Genomic DNA, 19,373 nt, shown 5'->3' with positions numbered 1-19,373 from the left:
CGATGTGGGGAAGCCTCCCGGAACCAATCCGCAAGCCTGAACGCCGCCTGGAAATGCAAGCGGGGCGCAGGCTGGCTGTGCCGGGTCTCCCTGTCTTTCTGACACTGAGGCTAGCAGGGAAATATCATTGGGATAAGTTGCATTTATTCATCGCTCTGATAATGAAATCCTATGACAAACGTGACCCTTCGCCAGATGCGCTATTTCGAGGCGCTGGCCCTGCACCGCCATTTTGGCCGCGCGGCGGATGCCTGCGCGGTGTCTCAGCCGGCTTTGTCTGTTCAGATCAAAGAGTTGGAGGAGGCGCTGGGGGTGCAGCTGGTGGAGCGCGGCGCCCGTCAGGTACGGCTCACCAGCCTGGGTGAGGATCTGGCTGCCCGCGTGCGCGGCATCCTGCGCTCGGTGGATGAACTGGGAGAGCTGGCACGGGCCTCGCGCGAGGGGCTCGCCGGACGCCTGCGCATCGGGGTGATTCCCACCATTGCACCCTATCTGCTGCCCTCCATCGTGGGCACACTCACCAGCCAGTACCCCGAGGCTGATATCCGGGTCCGCGAAACGGTGACGCCCAAGCTGCTGGAGGAACTGGGAGAGGGGCGGCTGGACACGGCCATCGTCGCACTGCCGGTGTCTGAGCCTTCATATGAAGAGGTGCCGCTGTTTGCTGAGCACTTTGTCCTGGTGCGCCCAGGGGAGGATGCCGGCACGCCGGTTCCGGGTCCCGAGGGCCTGCGCGAGATGCGCCTCCTGCTGCTGGAGGAGGGGCATTGCTTCCGCGACCAGGCGCTGTCGTTCTGCAATATGCAGTCCGCGGCCCCGCGGGAACTGCTGGACGGCAGCTCCTTGTCGACGCTGGTGCAGATGGTCAGCGCCGGAATAGGTGTGACGCTGATCCCGGAAATGGCGGTGCCGGTGGAAACCCGCTCGGCGGAGGTGTCGGTTGCCCGTTTCCGCGACCCGCAACCTTCGCGCACCATCGGCATGATCTGGCGCCGCAGCAACCCGCTGGCCCGGCAGCTGATGCAGGTGGCTGAGGTGGTCCGTCAGGCAGCGGACGGCCTGCGGTCCAGTTATGCGCCGATGGGGTGACGCAGGGTCGCGGCGCCGCGCCCGGGCTGACCTTTAAGCGGCCCGCCTGCTGAGCGGGGCCAAACTCCTTGGAAATGGTGCGCATTGGGCACGCTCACATGCATTTTAGCTTCCCGCTGTTTCCAGCCGCGCGCCGCATTGTTAATGTTTCGTTAATAATTAAAAGACGAAGCAGGCATACAGGCAGATGAAGACGGGCTTTCGTGGCACGTTTGTTATTTCCTGGTCGCAAACAGAGATCGACGGCCTCCCGGCGGCGCCCAAGGACGCACTTGATGCGGGGGCAGCGTGGTCCTGGCACGGAGATGCCGTGCAGGTGGATGGGCCTGCAGGGCTGTTGCGGCTTGATGGGGCAAACGGCGAGGCAGAATTGCGCCGCCGCGCGGCACGGTCCGTGCGCAGGCTGGTGGGGGCTGCGGTGCAGAACCGGACCGATGTCGATGCGGTCGAAATTGACGAGCCGCTGATGGACAGCTGGTTTGTTGTCACCAATGGGGTGCAAAGCTTCACTGCAACACTGATTGAGGCCGGGCCGGGTCAGAACCCGCTGTTGATGTTTGTCGACCAGCTGCCGCCGCGCGGCACCGATCTATGGGTCGTGCACTGCGTGCTTGGCGCTGCCGGCACAGCCCGGCCTGATGGCGAAGCCGGGGTCATCTGCTTTACGCCGGGCACGCGGATCGCAACCCCCGATGGTCCGCAACCGGTAGAGCAGCTGCGCGAGGGCGGAAAGGTTCAGACCCGGGATAATGGCGTCCAGGAAATCCTCTGGATCGGCTCCCGCCGGATCAGCGGCGCCCGGCTTTATGTCATGCCGCAGCTGCGGCCGGTCCGCATTCAGGCAGGGGCCTTGGGCATCGACCGGCCGGAGCGGGAACTGCTGGTCTCCCCCGATCACCGGATGCTGCTGCGCGGTGCCCGTGTGCGGGCTCTGTTCAACACGCCCGAGGTGCTGGTGGCGGCCGGTGACCTGGTCAATGGCTCCACCATCCAGCCCGACACTTCCGTGCGTGAAGTCACCTATATTCATCTGATGCTGGCCAATCACCAGGTGCTCTGGGCCAACGGGGTGGAAACAGAGAGCTTCCATCCCTCCAACGCATCGCTGACTGCGCTCAGCCAGCCTGACCGGGAACGCCTGTTCCGCCTGCAGCCGGAGCTGGAGCACGATCCGCTGGCCTATGGCGCCCATGCGCGCCGCAACCTCAGCGCCACCGAGGCCGCGATTCTGGGGCATGACGCAGCCTGAAGCCTTCAACCGGCAAGACCAGGGTGCTATTTCACGGCCAGAGGCGGGCGGCGGCGCGAATTTCCTGCCGGACACGCATTCACCGTGTTGACTCTGCCCCATCCCCCTATATAAGCGCGGCTTCATTGGTGTTGGTGGCCCCCGCAAGGGGATCCCTGTCATGCCGCAAGGCAAGAGGACAACGCCCTTCGAAACTTAAGAAGGAGATCAGCCGTGACCAAACGCACGTCTGCCAAGTACAAAATCGACCGCCGCATGGGCGAAAACATCTGGGGCCGCCCGAAGTCCCCGGTCAACCGCCGCGACTACGGCCCGGGCCAGCACGGCCAGCGCCGCAAGGGCAAACTGTCCGACTTCGGCATCCAGCTGCGCGCCAAGCAGAAGCTCAAGGGCTACTATGGCGACCTGACCGAGAAGCAGTTCCGCCGCATCTACGGCGAAGCCGTGCGTGTTTCCGGCGACACCGGTGAAAACCTGATCGGCCTGCTGGAGCGCCGCCTGGACGCTGTCGTCTACCGCGCCAAGTTCGTGGCAACCGTTTTTGCGGCCCGCCAGTTCGTCAACCACGGCCACGTGACCGTGAACGGCAAGCGCGTGAACATCCCCTCCTACCGCGTGAAAGAGGGCGACGTGATCGAGGTTCGTGACAAATCCAAGCAGATGGTTGCCGTTCTGGAAGCCGTCCAGCTGGCTGAGCGCGATGTGCCCGATTACATCGAAGCCGACCACTCCAAGATGACCGCAACCTTCGTGCGCACCCCCGGCCTGGGCGATGTGCCGTACCCGGTGATGATGGAACCGAACCTGGTCGTCGAATTCTACGCCAAGAACTAAGCCTGCTGCCCCTGGGGCATCTGGCGGAAGGGCTGTCCTCGCGGGCAGCCCTTTTTCTTTGGCGCGCCGGCTGTGCAGGGCGTTCGCGGCAAGCGGGTTCAAAAGCAGTGGCCCGTTTGGGCCATTGGCACTATCCTGATCCAAAACATCAGGGAGTGACCAATGAAGATCTTGATGAAGGCCGCAGCCGCAGCTGCGCTCACCATCGCGGCTGCAGCAGCAAGCGCCGCACCGCTGAAGCTCACACCGGCGAATCCGCAGCCTTCCGGCGTCAAGCCTGGACTGGCGGTGGTTTATGCCTATCCGCAGGATGTGAAGACACTGGCCGAAGCCTCCTCCGCGCTGAAAATCAGCAGTGAACCTGGACGCCCCATTGCCGGGCTGGACAACCGTGATACAGAGGAGGGGCAGAACACGCTGACCGCCAAACGGCCGATGCATGTGGCGGCCCGCATCACCGGCTATGTCAAACTCGACACGCCGGGCGTCCACAATATCGACTTTCTGACCAACGACGGGCTGCTGGCCAGGATCGGTGGTCAAGTCGTGGGTGAATACGACGGCCGCCAGTCTTGCGACAGCACCATCGTGACCCAGGTTGAGGTGCCCTCGGCCGGCTGGTACCCGGTCGATATCCTCTATTTCCAGCGTCTTGGCACCGCCTGCCTGCATATGCGCATGGGGCCGGACGGCAAGCGGCCGAAATGGATGAAAGACAGCGCCTTCGGGCACTGACAGTCTTGCCCGCAGGGCAGGGGGGACGCCCTTCCAGCGTTTTCACAAGGGCAGCGGACGCCCCTCGGCGATGGCCTCCATTGCGAAATAGGAGGTCACGCTGTCCAGTTCCACACCAGAAATCAGCCGCTGATAAACCTTGTCATAGCTGGCCATGTCTTCTGTCACCACTTTCAGCTGATAGTCGTAGTCGCCGCCGATGCGGTGGAAATCCACCACTTCGGGAATGGTCAGCACATGGCGGCGGAATTTTTGCAGCCAGTCCGCTGAATGATGCCGGGTGCGCAGCAGCACAAACACCACCAGGTCCAGCCCCAGCTGCTTGCGGTCCAGCCGCGCGGTAGAGCCTTTCAGCAGCCCGCGTTCATTCAGCGCCTTCAGCCGCCGCCAGCAGGCGTTCTGCGACAGCCCCACCTGATCCGCCAGTTCCCGCTGCGACAGGCTGGCGTCCTGCTGCAGGGCACGCAGAATAGCGCGGTCAATATTGTCTGCATTTTTGCTCATGGTTCGATCATATGACACAAAGTTTCAGCAATCTACTCAGTAAATGATAAAGTTTTTGCACTTCAAACCGTTCATGATGCCTTTACAGATTTCGGAGGCGCGACATGACACTGGCAGCATTCAAACAGACAATCCGGCAAGCGGAACAGGACGGAACCCTTGGCCGAAGCGTTATCGGCGACGGCGTGATGATCCCCGGTCTCGATGGCGAGGTGCCGCTGGTCTACGCCGACTACGTCGCCTCTGGCCGCGCCCTGCGCCAGGTGGAGGATTTTGTGGCGGAACAGGTGCTGCCCTTCTACGCCAACTCCCACACTGAGGCATCATACTGCGGCACCCAGATGACCCGCCTGCGCCGCGAGGCGCGCGCTGAGATTGCCCGCATCACCGGCGCCACCGCAGAGGACGCGGTGATCTTCACCGGCTCGGGCGCAACCGCAGGCCTGAACCGTCTGGTCAGCCTGTTCGGCGTCAATGAGGCCGCCCGCCCGGTCGTCTTCATTGGCCCGTATGAGCATCACTCCAACATCCTGCCCTGGCGCGAAAGCAACGCGGAGGTGGTGGAAATCCCCGAAGTGGCAGAGGGTGGCCCCGACCTGGAAGTGCTGGAGCGGGCGCTCAAGCAGCACGCGGACAGCGACTTGAAAATCGGCAGCTTCTCTGCCGCTTCCAACGTGACCGGCATCGTCACCGATCCCGGCCCCATCAGCCGCCTGCTGCACGCACATGGCGCGCTGGCGGTCTGGGACTATGCCGGCGGCGGCCCTTACCTGCCCATCGACATGGGGCAGGGCGGCGCCGCGCGCAAAGATGCAATTGTGGTCTCGCCGCACAAGTTCCCGGGCGGCCCCGGCGCCTCCGGCGTGCTGATCGTCAACCAGACCGCAGTGCGCCGCCGCTGCCCGTCCTGGCCCGGCGGCGGTACCGTCAGCTTTGTCTCGCCCTGGCGGCATGAATACAGCCAGGACCTGGCCGCCCGCGAAGAGGCCGGCACCCCCAACGTGATCGGCGACATCCGCGCTGCGCTGGCGTTTCTGGTCAAGGAGGCCGTGGGCCAGCAGCAGATCGAAGCCCGCGAGGAGAAATTCGCGCAGATGGCCTTGCAGGGCTGGTCAGCCAATCCGCGCCTGCGCATCCTCGGCCACCGGGATGCGCACCGGCTGCCGATCTTCTCTTTCCTGGTCTCCGACGGCGAGGGAAACCCGGTGCACCAGCAACTGTTCACCCGCATGCTGAGCGACGTCTACGGCATCCAGGCCCGCGGCGGCTGCGCCTGTGCAGGCCCCTATGCGCACCGTCTGCTGGGTATCAGCCAGCCGGAATCCGAAACTCTGTTTGCCGACCTGCAGGCAGGCGAAGAGATGAAGAAACCCGGCTGGGTGCGCCTCAACTTTTCCTACCTGATGACGGAGGAGAAGGCGCAGTACATCATTGATTGCGTCAATGAGCTGTCGATGAAGGCAGGGGAGGTTGCCGCCCGTTACAACGCCGATCCGCACACCGCACGATTCAAGGCGCAGGCGGCTTAGGCCCAATCAAATGGGGTGCTTTACGGTTTCGGGAAGCACCTCACATGCTTGTGATATGTAGGCAGCTGTCCCCCGCGTTTAAAGGGGGAAAGTCGATTTGAAATCCCCCGCGACGTCCCGCCGCCGGCATGGCAGGCTTCCAGCAGTAGTTATTTTGTTGGAGCAACGTCATGGCTCTCAAGCTTTCCGCCCCTGTGGGCGACAAGAAACGGATTACCAAGCCGGACCCGAAAACTGGCGAAAGCAAATTCAAACCGGTCAAGAACGCCCCCGCGGATGTCGAACTGGTCCGCCTGATGCTCAAGGCGAACGGCTATTCGATCGAGGTCAGCACCAAATGCGACGCCGGTTTGATCAGCACCATCAAGGATTTTCAAAAAAAGAAGCTGGGCTTCAAAAAGCCTGACGGCATCGTTGATCCCGGCATGCGCACCTGGAACGCAGGCCTGCCCAAACTGGCGGCGATGCATGCCGCCGACACCAAGGTCGAACGGGTTGAGGTCGTCGAGAACGGCAAGACCAAGCTGATCACGGTCGCCGAGTTTGAGGCCGGGCAGGAAGAATTGCGCCGCAAGCTTCTGGCCAAGGCCGAAATCATGTACGGCCAGGCGGAATCCTGGGTCGATTTCTGCAACGATGTGGAAAACACCCGCCAGGGTAACGAGACCTTCTTGAATGCGCTGACCGAATTTGCCGTCAGCATGGTCAACGACAAGACCAACCCGCCCTGGACCCCGATCCTGAATGCCCGGTCAGAGGCAAGCTTCCTCAAGACACTGACCAGCAAGAAAAAACCGGACTGGAAGAAGGTCTACAAGCAGGATGTAAAGGCCTCCAAGGCCTATAACACCGGCGGCAAGGCTTTCAAGAAATTCATCGACCAGCGGATCGCCACCGCCGGCGGCATCGTCTGGAAGCTGGAAGTGGTGCGCGAGGTCTCCTTTGCCGTGGTCGAGACCTACATGACCGCGCGTTTGGTGGCGACCAAGGGCATGTCGCCCGCCAAGGCCCACGCCATTGCTGCCGCCAGCACCGAGGCGCTGAAATCCAGTGCAGGCCAGCTGGGTGAGCATCTGGCGGGCAACAAGGTGACATGGGACGGGGCCGCCAAGAAAGTGTTCATCGACAGCTTCATAGCAGGCCTCGCAGGGGCGGCCGGCGGCAAGCTGACTGCCAAGCTTTCAGCGGGCCTCGCTGACGATCTGGCCAAGGCCGCGGCCTCCAGGCTGTCGCGCGAGATGCCCAAGAAGGCGGTCAAGGCCTTCTTTGAGAAGTTCCTGAAGTCCAAGGCCGGCGAGGCCATGGTGACAGAAGCGCTGAAGGAAACCATCGGCCTCGCCAAGCCGATGATCGAAAAGGGCCGCCCGCCGAACACCAAGGAGATCAAGGAGAGCATCGCCAAGATCCTGACCGCGGGCATCATGTCCGCAAGCGCCGGCAAGGCGCTGGAGAAGTTTTCCTCCGGCTTCACCGGGGCGGCCGAGACGTTCCTCAAGACCAAACTGGCCCCCGCCGCAATGGAGGGCGCAGTCAAGAAGGATCTCATTGCCAAATACGGCGCTAAGGCCACCGACGATTTCATCAAGCTGCATGGTGACGCGGTTTATGGCGAGATCGCCAAGCAGATTTCCGGCAAGTCGCTCAGCAAATATGCAGGCGAGGCGCTGAACGGCGCGGATGGCTCGCAATCGGCCTCGACCATGCAGAAACAGGCGAATGAGGCGATGCGCAAGGACATGGAACTGCGCAAGCAGATCCAGAAGATCATCATGGCTGAGGCCAAACGCAAGATGCCCAAGTCCGCATCTGCGCATTAACGCAGGCGCATGGCCGGGGCAGGCTGCCGCTGGGGGGCGGCAGCATGGGGGAAGCGTCATCTTGGTGCTTCCCCGCCAGCGTTTGGGCCGTTATGACGGGTTGGAATTAAGGAGCCCGTATTATGACCCAAGTCACACCGCAGCCCGGTATCATGGACATCGCTCTGTATCAGGGCGGGGCTGCCCATGTGAACGGGGTGAGCAATGTTGTGAAGCTCTCCTCGAACGAGAACCCCTTTGGCCCCAGCCCGCGCGCCGTCCAGGCGATGCAGGATGCGGCGGCCAACATGCACCGCTATCCCAGCTCGGACCACGCGGCGCTGCGGCAGGCGATCGGCGAGGTTCACGGGCTGGATCCGGAGCAGATCATCTGCGGCGCCGGCAGCGACGAGATCATCGCCTTCCTCTGCCAGGCCTATGCCGGCCCGGGGGATGAAGTGCTCTATACCGAACACGGCTTTGCGATGTACCGGATCAGCGCGCTGGCCGCCGGCGCCACCCCGGTGGAGGTGAAGGAGCGCGAGCGCGTCACCGATGTTGACGCGCTGCTGGCTGGCTGCACCGCCAGGACCAAGCTGGTGTTCATCGCCAACCCGAATAACCCCACCGGCACCATGATCAGCGAGGCTGAGGTGGCCCGGCTGGCCGATGGCCTGCCCGCGGGCGCGCTGCTGGTGCTGGACGGTGCCTATGCCGAATATGTCGAAGGCTTTGACGCCGGCGCCGCGCTGATCGGCACCCGCAGCAACGTCTTCATGACCCGCACCTTCTCAAAGATCTACGGCCTGGGCGGCGCCCGGATCGGCTGGGGCTACGGCCCCAGGGAGATCATCGGCGTTCTGAACCGTGTGCGCGGCCCCTTCAACGTCTCCAGCACCGCGCTGGCTGGGGCCGAAGCCTCGGTGCGTGACACAGACTACGTGGATCAGTGCCGGTCCGAGAACGCCAAGTGGCGCTCATGGCTGGCCAATGCGCTGGCGGAACTGGGTGTGCCGTCGGACGTTTCCAGCACCAACTTCATCCTGGCCCGGTTCTCCAGCCAGGCAGAGGCGGAGGCCTGCGACCTGTACCTGCAGGCGCAGGGCCTGATCGTGCGCCGGGTGGCGGGCTACAACCTGCCCACCGCGTTGCGCATCACCATCGGCGACGAAGACTCCTGCCGCCGCATCGCGCAAGGGGTGAAGGCTTTCAAAGAGGGCCAGGCCAAAGAGGTTCAAGCATGAGCGGACATGTTTACGGCCGCGTCGCGCTGATCGGCCTTGGCCTGATTGCATCCTCGATGTTCTGGGCGATGAAACGCGCAGGCCTTGCAGGCGAGGTCACCGGCTATGCCCGCAGTGCGGAAACCCGTGAAACCGCCCGCCGCATCGGCCTCTGCGACCGCGTTTGCGACAGCGCGCAGGAGGCGGTGCAGGACGCTGACCTGATTGTGCTCTGCGTGCCGGTCGGCGCCATGGGGCCGGTGATGGAAGACATCGCGCCGGTGCTGAAGCCCGGCGCGACCGTGTCCGACGTCGGCTCGGTCAAACGCCATGTGATCGAGGCAGTGCAGCCGCATATCCCCGAGGGCGTGCATTTCGTGCCCGCCCACCCGCTGGCAGGGACGGAGCATTCCGGCCCTGAATCCGGTTTTGCCGAACTGTTCGACAACCGCTGGTCGCTGCTGGTCCCGGTCGAGGGCACTGACCCCGAGGCCACCGCCCGCCTGCGTGCGCTTTGGGAGGGCATGGGTGCGCATGTCGATGAGATGGACGCCGACCACCACGACCTTGTGCTGGCTGTCACCTCGCACACGCCGCACCTGATCGCCTATACGATGGTGGGCGTGGCGGACGACCTGCGCCGGGTCACTGACAGCGAGGTGATCAAGTATTCCGCTGCCGGTTTCCGCGACTTTACCCGGATTGCGGCCTCCGACCCGACAATGTGGCGCGACGTGTTCCTGACCAACAAGGATGCCACGCTGGAAATCCTGGGCCGCTTCACCGAGGAGCTCTTTGCCTTGCAGCGCGCCATCCGCACCGGCGACGGGCAGCACCTGCACGACTATTTCACCCGCACCCGCGCCATCCGCCGCGGCATTATCGAAGCAGGCCAGGACACCGACGCGCCGGACTTCGGCCGGGGGCAGAAGAAATGATCCGCGCGGGGCTGATGGTTCTGGCAGTTGTGTGCGGCGGGGCTGCGCTGGCCGCCACGCCGGATGCCCTGCTGGAGCCGCCCGGCAGTTCCGCGGCGGACGCAGGCCTTGCAGCCCTCGGTGAGCCGTTGCCCGGCATGCGCCCGGTCTCCCGTCCGCAATCACAGCAGCGGCTGGCGGCAGCCTCCCGGCCTGCGGATCTGCCGCTGCTGGCCCCCGGTGCCTCCTTGCAGCCCTTTGCACGACCGGACAGGCTGCCAGAGCAAGTGCTGTTCAAGCGCCGCCAGCGCCGCAAGGGCTCGGTTTGCGGCGACATTGATATCCAGGGGGACGACGTGGGCCATGTCTCCGGCACGCAGCCCGGCTGCGGTGCCAAGGACGCGGTGCGGGTGCGCGAGATCGCCGGGGTCCGCCTCAGCCAGGCCTCACTAATGACCTGCAACACCGCCCGCGCCCTGAAGACCTGGATCAACCGTGAGGTTGAAACCGCCTTTGGCCGCGGCAACAAGGTGGTCTCCTTGCGCGTTGCCGCCCATTACGCCTGCCGCACCCGCAACAACCGCCCAGGCGCCAAGATCTCGGAACACGGCAAGGGCAGGGCCATCGACATCTCCGGTTTCACGCTTGCCAGCGGTGAAACCGTCACCGTTCTGCACGGCTGGCAGAACCGCAAGACCCGCAAGAAGCTGAAGAAGATCTGGCGTGCTGCCTGCGGCCCCTTCGGCACCGTGCTGGGGCCAGAGGCCGACCGTTATCACAGGGACCACTTCCACCTGGACGTGGCCCGCCATCGCGGCGGATCCTACTGCCGCTGACGGTGCAGTATTCAATTCAGGATCCCCTGTTCATCTGGCTCCAAGTATCCCGGAGCGCGAGGCAGAACCCCGCAAAGCAGACAGATCAGCCGAGCGCAATCCGCAGCATGAGGGCGAGCGCTCGCGGCTGAAAGTGCCCAAGGGGCACAGTACAGCCTTGGGCCGGGCGCGCTGCGCCAATGCTGCGCGGCCCTTGGCCGGCGGCGGCGGTGTCAGCGGATGATCAGCCGCGGCGCATGGCCCAGCGGCAGCGGGCCAAGCGTGACATAGCCGTCCGCAAATCCCAGCGTGATATCCAGATCGCGCGGGTTGCCGCTGGCCTCTGCCAGCAGGCCCAGCACCCGCTCCACCGTGCCGCGCAGCGCCGGGGCCAGGGCACCGCTGCGTTCGGCCATCAGCACCAGCCCGCGCCAGTTTTCCGCCTGCAGCGCAATCTCGCCCTCCGGCAGCCCTTGTTCATCGACCGTCAGCGCGCCGGTGGCCTTGAGCCGCAGACCGCCCCAGCAGGCATCTGCCAGCTTCAGATTGATCCGGCGCGGCTGCGGCCGCCGCTGCTCCAGCGCTGTCCGGTCCCAGGGCGCGTCAAAGGCAACCGTCATCTCCAGCGCCAGCGTGTCGAACCGCTCCGGCAGCGGCGCGCTGGCCGCCAAGAGCCGCCGCCAGGCCGCCCGCGGGGCAAAATCCCGGATGTCTGCAGTGATCCGGTATGCTTCCGGGGTCTCCGACTGAACTGCCCGCAGCTCCAGCGCCGCCCCGCTCAGCACCGTCTCGCCATCCGTTGCAATCTGCCAGCTGTCCGCAACAGCCGCCAGCTGCTCCAGCTCCAGCGCCGCCCCGGGCTTCAGATGCAGGCTGGCCTGCAGCCCGTCAGCGGTGATCACCGCGGTCTGGTCGTAATAGGACAGCCGCTGCGCAGCCGCCGGGAAATGCAGTTCCAGATGCCCGGGCCAGGCCGCCGGGCTGTCCAGCTCCAGCCAGTCCGCCCGCCAGGCGGTGCCGCTGCGCGGATCCGCCAGCGCCGGGCGGCTGATCCGGGTCTGGTGGCGGAACGGATACCCCCGCGTCTCCAGCCCGGCATATTCGGCCTGCCAGCCGCGGTTTTCCTGCACTTCGAACCAGGCGGCAATGCCGCGCTTCAGCCCCCAGGCCGCAGCCGCCCAGTACAGGCTCCACACCAGAAGGGCCGCAATCAGCAGTTTCACCAGGCGCATCGGATAGCCTCTTTTGTCCGGACCAGGATTGCTGTTTATAGGGAGGGCACGGAAAGGGCCAGACGACATGACAATGTGGGTATTCGGATACGGATCACTTCTTTGGAACCCCGGTTTCCCGGTGGCCCGGCGCGAGGTCGCAGTGCTGCACGGCTATGCCCGCTCCTTCTGCATGTCCTCGATCCATCACCGCGGAAGCGAGGAAAAGCCCGGCCTGGTGCTGGCGCTGGATGCGGTCGCGGACGCCCATTGCAAGGGCATTGCCCTGGCGGTGGAGGCGGGCCACGAGGAGCAGACCCTGGCGGAGCTGCGCGAGCGCGAGCTGATCTCCTCGGCCTATCTGGAACGCGACCTGGCAGTTGAACTGGCGGATGGCTCCTTGGTCACCGCCGTCACCTATGTGATCGACCCGCATCATGTGCAGTATTGCGGCGGCCTCAGCCTCGAGGAGCAGGCCCAGATCATCGCCCATGCGGTGGGCGGCCGCGGACCCAATACCGAATACCTCTATAACACGGCAGAGCATCTGGCCGAGATCGGCCTGCATGACAGCGATCTCGACTGGCTGGCGGGCCGGGTGCGGGAAATCACCGCATAAAGCCTTGGCGCTTTTGACACTTTGCTTATAGGCTGCGAACGCAATACGAGCAGTCAAAAGTGTCAGGAGCCAGGCAATATGGCGCAGCCAGACCGCAAGACCCGGCCGCAGTTCTCCCAGCCGGTGCGGCAGATCATCATGATGCTGATCGCACTGGGGCTATCGGGGTTCGGCGCCTTTGTGGCGCTGCCGCGGGTGCTGCCGGTGTTCCAGGCCAATCCCTGGCTCAACGGGTTCATCGTTTTTGTCTTCGTGATCGGGGTGCTGGCCTGTTTCTGGCAGGTGGTGCAGCTGATCGGTTCGGTGCGCTGGATCGAGCGTTTTGCCGGCGGGGACAACCAGGAACACCGCCGCCCGCCGTCGATACTGGCACCCTTGGCCTCGCTCCTGGCGACGCGCAGCGCGCGGATGCAGCTGGGCTCGGCCTCCACCCGCTCCATTCTGGACTCGGTGGCCAGCCGCATCGATGAAGACCGCGAAATCACCCGCTACATTGTCAACCTGCTGATTTTTCTGGGCCTTCTCGGCACCTTCTACGGCCTGGCCACAACCGTTCCCGCCGTTGTCGACACCATCCGCAGCCTGGCGCCGCAGGAGGGCGAAGAAGGCCTGTCGGTCTTCAACCGTCTGATGACCGGGCTGGAGGCGCAGCTGGGCGGCATGGGCGTGGCCTTCGCCTCTTCGCTGCTGGGCCTTGCCGGGTCGCTGATCGTTGGCCTGCTTGAACTCTTCGCAGGCCACGGCCAGAACCGCTTTTACCGCGAGCTGGAGGAATGGCTTTCCTCCATCACCCGCGTCAGCTTCTCCTCGGGTGAGGACGGCGGCGGCGACAGCGGCGTGGTCTCCCAGGTGCTCGACACCATGGCGGAGCAAATGGAAATGCTGCAGGAAATGTTTGTCGAGACCGCCGAGGGCCGCGCAGCGGTGGACCAGCGGCTGACAGAGCTGGTGGAAACCATCCAGGAGATGAACCGCCGTCAGGATCAGACCGGCACCATCACCGCGGCACTGGACCGGGTTGCAGTGGGGCAGGAGGCGCTGACCGAGATCCTGCGCGCGCAGGGAGAGCACGGCGGCATCGACGCCGAAAGCCGGATGCGGCTGCGCTCGATCGACGTGCAGATGCTGCGGATCCTCGAAGAAATCTCCGCAGGCCGCCAGGAGAGCCTGGCCGAGCTGCGCAAGGACATCGACCTGATGATCAAGGCTTTCGCGCGCCCGCGCGGACTGTCCCGCGGCGGTCTGCCGGACCGCGGCCCGGGGGAATAACTGATGGCCCTTTCCCGGCGCACAGGACAGCGGTTTCAGGCCTCGATCTGGCCCGGCTTCGTCGATGCGATGACCGGGCTGCTGCTGGTTCTGATGTTTGTGCTGACCATCTTCATGGTGGTGCAATTCGTGCTGCGCGAAACCATCACCGGACAGGAAAGCCAGCTTGATGAACTCTCTGCCGAGGTCCGCGCGCTGGCTTCGGCGCTGGGGCTGGAGGAACGCGAGAACAGCCGCCTGAACGCCCGGCTGGGGGCGCTGGCTTCGACACTCAACACGGCGGAACAGGATCTGGCGCAGGCCCGCAGCCTGATCACCTCGCTGACGGCTGAACGCGACCGCCAGGCCGGCGAACTGGCAGAGGCCGCCAGCCGTATCACCAGTTTCGAGGCCCAGGTTGCCGCCCTGATCGCCAGCCGCGACGCTGCTCAGGCGCGGGTTGCGGATCTGGACGCCGCACGCGAAACCCTGGAGGCGGCCCGCGCCGCGCTGCTGAGCGAGCAGGAAGCCCTGAACCTCGCTCTGGCCCAGGCCCGCGGCGAAATCGACGCCCAGGCAGAAGCCGCCCGGCTGGCGGCGGCCGAGCGTGAGGCGATGGAGGCGCTGATCGCCAGCCTTGAGACGGAGCAGGCGGCGAAGACCGAAGAAATCGCAGGCCTGCAGGAGCAACTCAATGCGGAGGAATCTGCCCGGCTGCTGGAGGCCGCAGCCGCCGAAGCCTTGCGCGAAAGACTGCAGTCGGCGGATGCCGAACTGACCGCCATGACCCTGGCCCTGGAGGCGCAGCGGCAGCAGGCGGAGGACACCCTGACCCTGCTGGCCGCGGCAGAGGCGGCCCGGAAACAGCTGGATGCGCAGCTTTCGGAGCTGGAAACCGCCCGCGCCGGCTCTGACGCCGAAGCCGGACGCCTGGCCGCGGAACTGGCCGCGGCCAAGGCCGCTCTCACCGCGGCAGAAAGCCAGTCCGAAGACCTTGATGTGCTGCGCCAGCGGCTGCTTGCCGCACTGGCCGCGCAGGAGACCGCAGAAGCCAGCGCCGCTGAACAGCTGACCCGGGCCGAAGAACGCGCCGCCCTGCTGGCCCAGGCGCGGGACGCGCTGTCGCAAGAGCAGGCGGTGTCAGAGGAAGCCCGCCGCGAAACCGCGCTGCTCAATCAGCAGGTCGCAGCCTTGCGCGAACAGCTGGGCGGCTTGCAGGCCATTCTCGACGACTACCAGGCTCGCGATGCAGCGCAGCAGGTGCAGCTGCAGAACCTCGGCCAGGACCTGAACGCGGCCCTGGCCCGGGCGGCTTCCGAGGAACGCAAGCGGCGGCTGCTGGAAGAGCAGGAGCGCAAGCGGCTGGAGGCCGAAGCGGAGGCGCTCACCGCCAAGGCACAGGACCTGGAGCGCTACCGCTCAGAGTTCTTCGGGCGCCTGCGCGATCTGCTGGGCACGCAGGAGGGCGTCCGCATTCAGGGCGACCGCTTTGTCTTTGCTTCCGAGGTGCTGTTCCCGCCCGGCAGCGCCACTCTGTCGCCTGCAGGCCGGGTGGAGATCGCCAAGGTGGTGTCGATCCTGCAAAGCGTGGTGGCGGCGATCCCGCCGGAGATCAACTGGATCATCCGGGTGGACGGGCACACCGACAATACGCCCCTGGGGGTACATCCGAAATTTGCCGACAACTGGGAGCTCAGCCAGGGCCGGGCGCTGTCGGTGGTGCGCTACATGGTGGAGGCGCTTGGGGTGCCGCCCTCGCGGCTGGCGGCCAACGGCTTTGGCGAATACCAGCCGGTGAACCCGGCGGACACGCCGGAGGCGCGCGCGCAGAACCGCCGGATCGAGCTGAAATTCACTGAGAAATAAGCGGGCTAGCCGCACCGGATGATGACCACACCGGATTTCCCGCCACACCGGAAAACCCGATGTCAGGCCGTTTGCAGCCGTCTCCAGCCTTCCCGGCGGGTGGTGCGGGGTGCAACCCGCTTCACTAATGGAGACAAGCTACTAGTTACACACGGGTTGCGGCCCCGCCGGGCAGCAGGGCAAGCTATAAACTATTGCGGATGCGGGCTTAATCAAATCCGGCAACCGGAATTCCGGCCGCTGCGCAGGCGTCTGGTGCAGGCGCGGGCGGCTCCCGCCCGGCGCCAATCCGCCCTGCAAGGGCGGCTGCGCCCGTTGGGCCGGGCAGCCGCGCTGCGGCTGCAGGACGGTCTCCCGGGATGCGTTACTGGGCCGCGATGGTCATGCTGCGCACGAAGCGGGCGATTTCGTGACCGTCCCGCAGCAGACGGGCCACGCCGGTATAGCTGCCTGCCGGCCACTGCCCGCCGCGCAGGCGCCGACCCGCGGCGCGAAAGAACTGCGCCTGGTTCTTTTGCAGCGCTTCGCTGTGGGCGACGAACTCCCCGCCGGGGCCGGTCACGTTCAGCTCCATGAAGTCCCCGGCCTGGCCGCCATAGGCATAGGCCCAGAATACAAAGGCCGGCGCATCCGGCGGCAAAGGTGCCTCATCGGCGGTTCCGGTCTTGACGGCCCCGTAATCCGGGATGGCGGTGCTGAAACCGGCGCCCAGAACGCCGCCCGCCTGATAAGGCGGCAGGCTGGCCCACAGCGTCTGCTCCGGCTGGGTTCCGCAGGTGTCCGCAGCCTCCGGGGAGAACGGATCCACGACCGCGCCGTCCTTGCGCACCGACAGATGCAGATGCGGGAACTGGGTCTTGCCCGAGAGGCCAACCTCGCCCAGCACTTCGCCGGCCTTCACCTTCTGGCCGCTTTCCACCAGGATCGAGCCGCGCTTCATATGGCAGTACTGTGTCTCCCAGCCGCCGCCATGGCGCAGCACCACGCCATTGCCGCATTCCATGCCCTCAATGCCGGCGGCATTCTCCGCCGTGGCATACTCGTCCGCCATCGTGTTGCGGGTGCCCAGCACAACCCCGTCCGCTGCCGCACGCACCTGCACGCCTGCCTGCATGTCCGTCAGGTAGGGCAGGGCGATGTCGGTGCCCTTGTGCCCGTCATAGCTGAGCGTGCCGCAGGTGAAATCACGGGCACCCGGCCCGGGATCACGGTCCACGAACTGCTGGATGTGGCAGCTTTCGCCCAGGGTGCAGTCCAGCGGAAACTGCAAACGGAAATCGCCCGCCGCGGCAGGCGCGGCGAGCGACATTGAGGTCAGCAGCGCTGCGAGGCGCATCAGTCCGCAGTCAGGAGCGGCGGCTTGTCGCCGGAAATCCGCGGCTTGCTGGGGCCTTCCAGACGCAGATCCAGCTTGCCGTCCTTGATGCCGACCTGGACCACGCCGCCCTTGGTCAGCTTGCCGAACAGCAGCTCTTCGGCCAACGGCTTCTTGATGTGCTCCTGAATGACACGGCCCAGCGGGCGCGCGCCCATCCGGTCGTCATAGCCCTTGTCGGCCAGCCATTCGGCGGCCTTGCGGGTCAGCTCGATCGACACATTGCGGTCCATCAGCTGGGCTTCCAGCTGCAGCACGAACTTCTCGACCACTTGCAGGATCACCTCTTTGCCCAGCGGCGCGAAGGAGATCACCGCATCCAGGCGGTTGCGGAACTCCGGCGTGAAGGTGCGCTCGATGGCGGCGGTGTCCTCGCCCTCGCGGCGGTCGCGGCCAAAGCCGATGGCGGCCTTTGCCTGCTCCGAGGCGCCCGCGTTGGAGGTCATGATCAGGATCACGTTGCGGAAGTTCACGGTGCGGCCGTTATGGTCGGTCAGCTGGCCGTTGTCCATCACCTGCAACAGGATGTTGTAGACATCCGGGTGCGCCTTCTCGATCTCATCCAGCAGCAGCACGCAATGCGGGTGCTGGTCAACACCATCGGTCAGCAGGCCGCCCTGGTCGAACCCGACATAGCCCGGAGGCGCGCCGATCAGTCGGGAGACCGCATGTTTCTCCATATACTCCGACATATCGAACCGCAGCAGTTCCACACCCAGCTGATCCGCCAGCTGCTTGGCCACCTCGGTCTTGCCGACGCCGGTGGGGCCTGCGAACAGGTAGTTGCCAATCGGCTTCTCAGGCTCGCGCAGGCCGGCCCTTGCCAGCTTGATGGCGCTCGACAGCGCGGTGATCGCATCGTCCTGGCCGAAGACCACGCGTTTCAGCGATTTCTCCAGATCCTTCAGCACCTCGGCATCGTCCTTGGAGACGTTCTTGGGCGGGATGCGGGCGATCTTGGCCACCACGGCCTCGATCTCCTTGACGCCGATGGTCTTGCGGCGCTTGCTTTCGATGATCAGGTGCTGTGCGGCACCGGCCTCATCGATCACATCGATTGCCTTGTCCGGCAGCTTGCGGTCGTTGATGTAGCGCGCCGACAGCTCCACCGCGGTCTTGATCGCGTCCGAGGTGAACTTGATGCCGTGATGCTCTTCGAAATAGGGTTTCAGCCCCTTCAGGATTTCGATGGAATCCTCCACCGTCGGCTCATTCACGTCGATCTTCTGGAACCGGCGGGAGAGCGCGCGGTCCTTTTCGAAATGCTGGCGGAACTCCTTGTAGGTGGTGGAGCCCATGGTGCGCAGCTTGCCGCCCTGCAGCGCAGGTTTCAGCAGGTTGGACGCATCCATGGCACCGCCCGAAGTGGCACCTGCGCCGATCACGGTGTGGATTTCGTCGATGAACAGCACCGCATCCGGATGCTCCTCCAGTTCGGAGACCACTGCCTTCAGCCGTTCCTCGAAATCACCGCGGTAGCGGGTGCCCGCCAGAAGCGCGCCCATGTCGAGCGAGTAGATGGTGGTCTCCGACAGGATTTCCGGGGTCTCGCCGGACACGATGCGTCGCGCCAGGCCCTCGGCGATGGCGGTCTTGCCGACACCGGGGTCGCCCACCAGCAGCGGGTTGTTCTTGCGGCGGCGGCACAGCACCTGGATGCAGCGCTCCACCTCGTGGTCGCGGCCGATCAGCGGATCAATCTCGCCTTCGCGGGATTTGGCGTTCAGGTCAACGCAGTATTTCGCCAGCGCCGACTCCTTCTTCTCGCCCTCGGGCGCGGTGGTCAGGTTGTCCTCTTCCTGCTCGGTCGCGCCGGTTACCGGACGGGATTCCCCGTAAGCCGGGTCCTTGGCAACGCCATGGGCGATGAAGTTCACCGCATCATAGCGGGTCATCTCCTGGTCCTGCAGGAAATAGGCGGCATCGCTCTCGCGCTCGGCAAAGATGGCGACCAGCACATTCGCCCCCGTTACCTCAGTGCGGCCAGAGCTTTGCACGTGGATCGCGGCGCGCTGGATGACGCGCTGGAAGGCAGCGGTCGGCACCGCCTCCGATCCGTCGATGTCGGTCACAAGGTTGGCAAGATCCTCATCCACGAACTCGACCAGCGACGATCGCAATTCACTCAGGTCGACGCTGCAGGCGCGCATCACGCGGGCCGCGTCGGGCTCATCAATCAGGGCCAGAAGCAGATGTTCCAGGGTTGCGAATTCATGACGGCGTTCATTCGCCAGCGCCAGCGCTGCGTGAATGGCCTGTTCCAGGGTGCTCGAGAATGAAGGCACGGGCGTGCTCCTCTGATCTTGGGTTGGCCGGTGGGGCGGTATTAACCAACCCCTCAGTTCAACCATGTGCTTATAAGG

At 64.9% G+C, this 19,373-nt stretch carries 16 protein-coding genes; 12 read left to right on the top strand and 4 right to left on the bottom strand.

Translation table 11 applies throughout. The features are described from left to right. Positions 1 to 171: 171 nt before the first annotated feature. The 4 genes from K3725_RS12825 to K3725_RS12810 all read left to right on the top strand — a co-directional run bounded on the left by K3725_RS12825 (position 172) and on the right by K3725_RS12810 (position 3,907). Positions 172 to 1,089, top strand: coding sequence for a LysR substrate-binding domain-containing protein (locus tag K3725_RS12825; protein WP_260015712.1), 918 nt, complete (start codon positions 172 to 174; stop codon positions 1,087 to 1,089). 187 nt (positions 1,090 to 1,276) lie between these two features. Beyond that, positions 1,277 to 2,338 (top strand): Hint domain-containing protein, encoded by a 1,062-nt coding sequence (locus K3725_RS12820; RefSeq protein WP_260015711.1) that lies wholly within the window; start codon positions 1,277 to 1,279, stop codon positions 2,336 to 2,338. 213 nt (positions 2,339 to 2,551) lie between these two features. Then, positions 2,552 to 3,172, top strand: a complete 621-nt coding sequence (gene rpsD, locus K3725_RS12815) for a 30S ribosomal protein S4 (RefSeq protein WP_260015710.1) — start codon at positions 2,552 to 2,554, stop codon at positions 3,170 to 3,172. A gap of 162 nt (positions 3,173 to 3,334) precedes the next feature. Next, on the top strand, positions 3,335 to 3,907 hold the full coding sequence (locus K3725_RS12810; RefSeq protein ID WP_260015709.1) for a PA14 domain-containing protein: 573 nt from the start codon (positions 3,335 to 3,337) through the stop codon (positions 3,905 to 3,907). Between the two features lie 42 nt (positions 3,908 to 3,949). On the opposite strand, the gene K3725_RS12805 is transcribed toward K3725_RS12810, so the two are convergent. Beyond that, entirely contained in the window at positions 3,950 to 4,411 is a 462-nt protein-coding gene (locus K3725_RS12805) for an Lrp/AsnC family transcriptional regulator (protein ID WP_260015708.1), read from the bottom strand. A gap of 104 nt (positions 4,412 to 4,515) precedes the next feature. Here K3725_RS12805 and K3725_RS12800 point away from each other — a divergent pair, with 104 nt between their 5' ends. The 5 genes from K3725_RS12800 to K3725_RS12780 all read left to right on the top strand — a co-directional run bounded on the left by K3725_RS12800 (position 4,516) and on the right by K3725_RS12780 (position 10,712). Further along, on the top strand, positions 4,516 to 5,940 hold the full coding sequence (locus tag K3725_RS12800) for an aminotransferase class V-fold PLP-dependent enzyme (RefSeq protein WP_260015707.1): 1,425 nt from the start codon (positions 4,516 to 4,518) through the stop codon (positions 5,938 to 5,940). Positions 5,941 to 6,110: 170 nt separating this feature from the next. Continuing rightward, positions 6,111 to 7,757, top strand: coding sequence for a peptidoglycan-binding protein (locus K3725_RS12795; protein WP_260015706.1), 1,647 nt, complete (start codon positions 6,111 to 6,113; stop codon positions 7,755 to 7,757). Positions 7,758 to 7,879: 122 nt separating this feature from the next. Next, positions 7,880 to 8,980 carry a histidinol-phosphate transaminase gene (gene hisC, locus K3725_RS12790; RefSeq protein WP_260015705.1) on the top strand — a complete coding sequence of 367 codons (1,101 nt, stop codon included), beginning with the start codon at positions 7,880 to 7,882 and terminating at the stop codon, positions 8,978 to 8,980. Further along, entirely contained in the window at positions 8,977 to 9,897 is a 921-nt protein-coding gene (locus tag K3725_RS12785; protein WP_260015704.1) for a prephenate/arogenate dehydrogenase family protein, read from the top strand. The genes hisC and K3725_RS12785 overlap by 4 nt, the downstream gene beginning before the upstream one ends. Continuing rightward, the gene (locus K3725_RS12780) at positions 9,894 to 10,712 is read left to right on the top strand and encodes an extensin family protein (RefSeq protein WP_260015703.1); all 819 of its coding nucleotides are present in this window, start codon (positions 9,894 to 9,896) and stop codon (positions 10,710 to 10,712) included. Before K3725_RS12785 ends, K3725_RS12780 begins: the two co-directional genes overlap by 4 nt. Before the next feature lie 212 nt (positions 10,713 to 10,924). On the opposite strand, the gene K3725_RS12775 is transcribed toward K3725_RS12780, so the two are convergent. Next, positions 10,925 to 11,923 carry a DUF2125 domain-containing protein gene (locus K3725_RS12775; protein WP_260015702.1) on the bottom strand — a complete coding sequence of 333 codons (999 nt, stop codon included), beginning with the start codon at positions 11,921 to 11,923 and terminating at the stop codon, positions 10,925 to 10,927. 67 nt (positions 11,924 to 11,990) lie between these two features. On the opposite strand from K3725_RS12775, the gene K3725_RS12770 reads away from it, so the two are divergent. From K3725_RS12770 to K3725_RS12760, 3 genes are all read left to right on the top strand, one after another. Then, positions 11,991 to 12,521: a gamma-glutamylcyclotransferase gene (locus K3725_RS12770; RefSeq protein ID WP_260015701.1), complete on the top strand. Its 531-nt coding sequence runs from the start codon at positions 11,991 to 11,993 to the stop codon at positions 12,519 to 12,521. 78 nt (positions 12,522 to 12,599) lie between these two features. Then, positions 12,600 to 13,790 carry a biopolymer transporter ExbB gene (locus K3725_RS12765; RefSeq protein WP_260015700.1) on the top strand — a complete coding sequence of 397 codons (1,191 nt, stop codon included), beginning with the start codon at positions 12,600 to 12,602 and terminating at the stop codon, positions 13,788 to 13,790. A gap of 3 nt (positions 13,791 to 13,793) precedes the next feature. After that, on the top strand, positions 13,794 to 15,635 hold the full coding sequence (locus tag K3725_RS12760; protein WP_260015699.1) for a peptidoglycan -binding protein: 1,842 nt from the start codon (positions 13,794 to 13,796) through the stop codon (positions 15,633 to 15,635). A 364-nt stretch (positions 15,636 to 15,999) separates the two neighbouring features. Here the strand turns inward: K3725_RS12760 and K3725_RS12755 are convergent, their stop codons facing one another. Beyond that, entirely contained in the window at positions 16,000 to 16,971 is a 972-nt protein-coding gene (locus K3725_RS12755) for a M23 family metallopeptidase (RefSeq protein ID WP_260015698.1), read from the bottom strand. Beyond that, positions 16,971 to 19,295 carry an ATP-dependent Clp protease ATP-binding subunit ClpA gene (gene clpA, locus K3725_RS12750; RefSeq protein WP_260015697.1) on the bottom strand — a complete coding sequence of 775 codons (2,325 nt, stop codon included), beginning with the start codon at positions 19,293 to 19,295 and terminating at the stop codon, positions 16,971 to 16,973. The genes K3725_RS12755 and clpA overlap by 1 nt, the downstream gene beginning before the upstream one ends. Between the last annotated feature and the right edge of the window lie 78 nt (positions 19,296 to 19,373).

Source organism: Leisingera sp. S132, assembly GCF_025144465.1.
Taxonomy (GTDB): domain Bacteria; phylum Pseudomonadota; class Alphaproteobacteria; order Rhodobacterales; family Rhodobacteraceae; genus Leisingera.
Note: the sequence above shows the minus strand (reverse complement) of the source record. Positions and strands in the feature narration are given on the sequence as shown.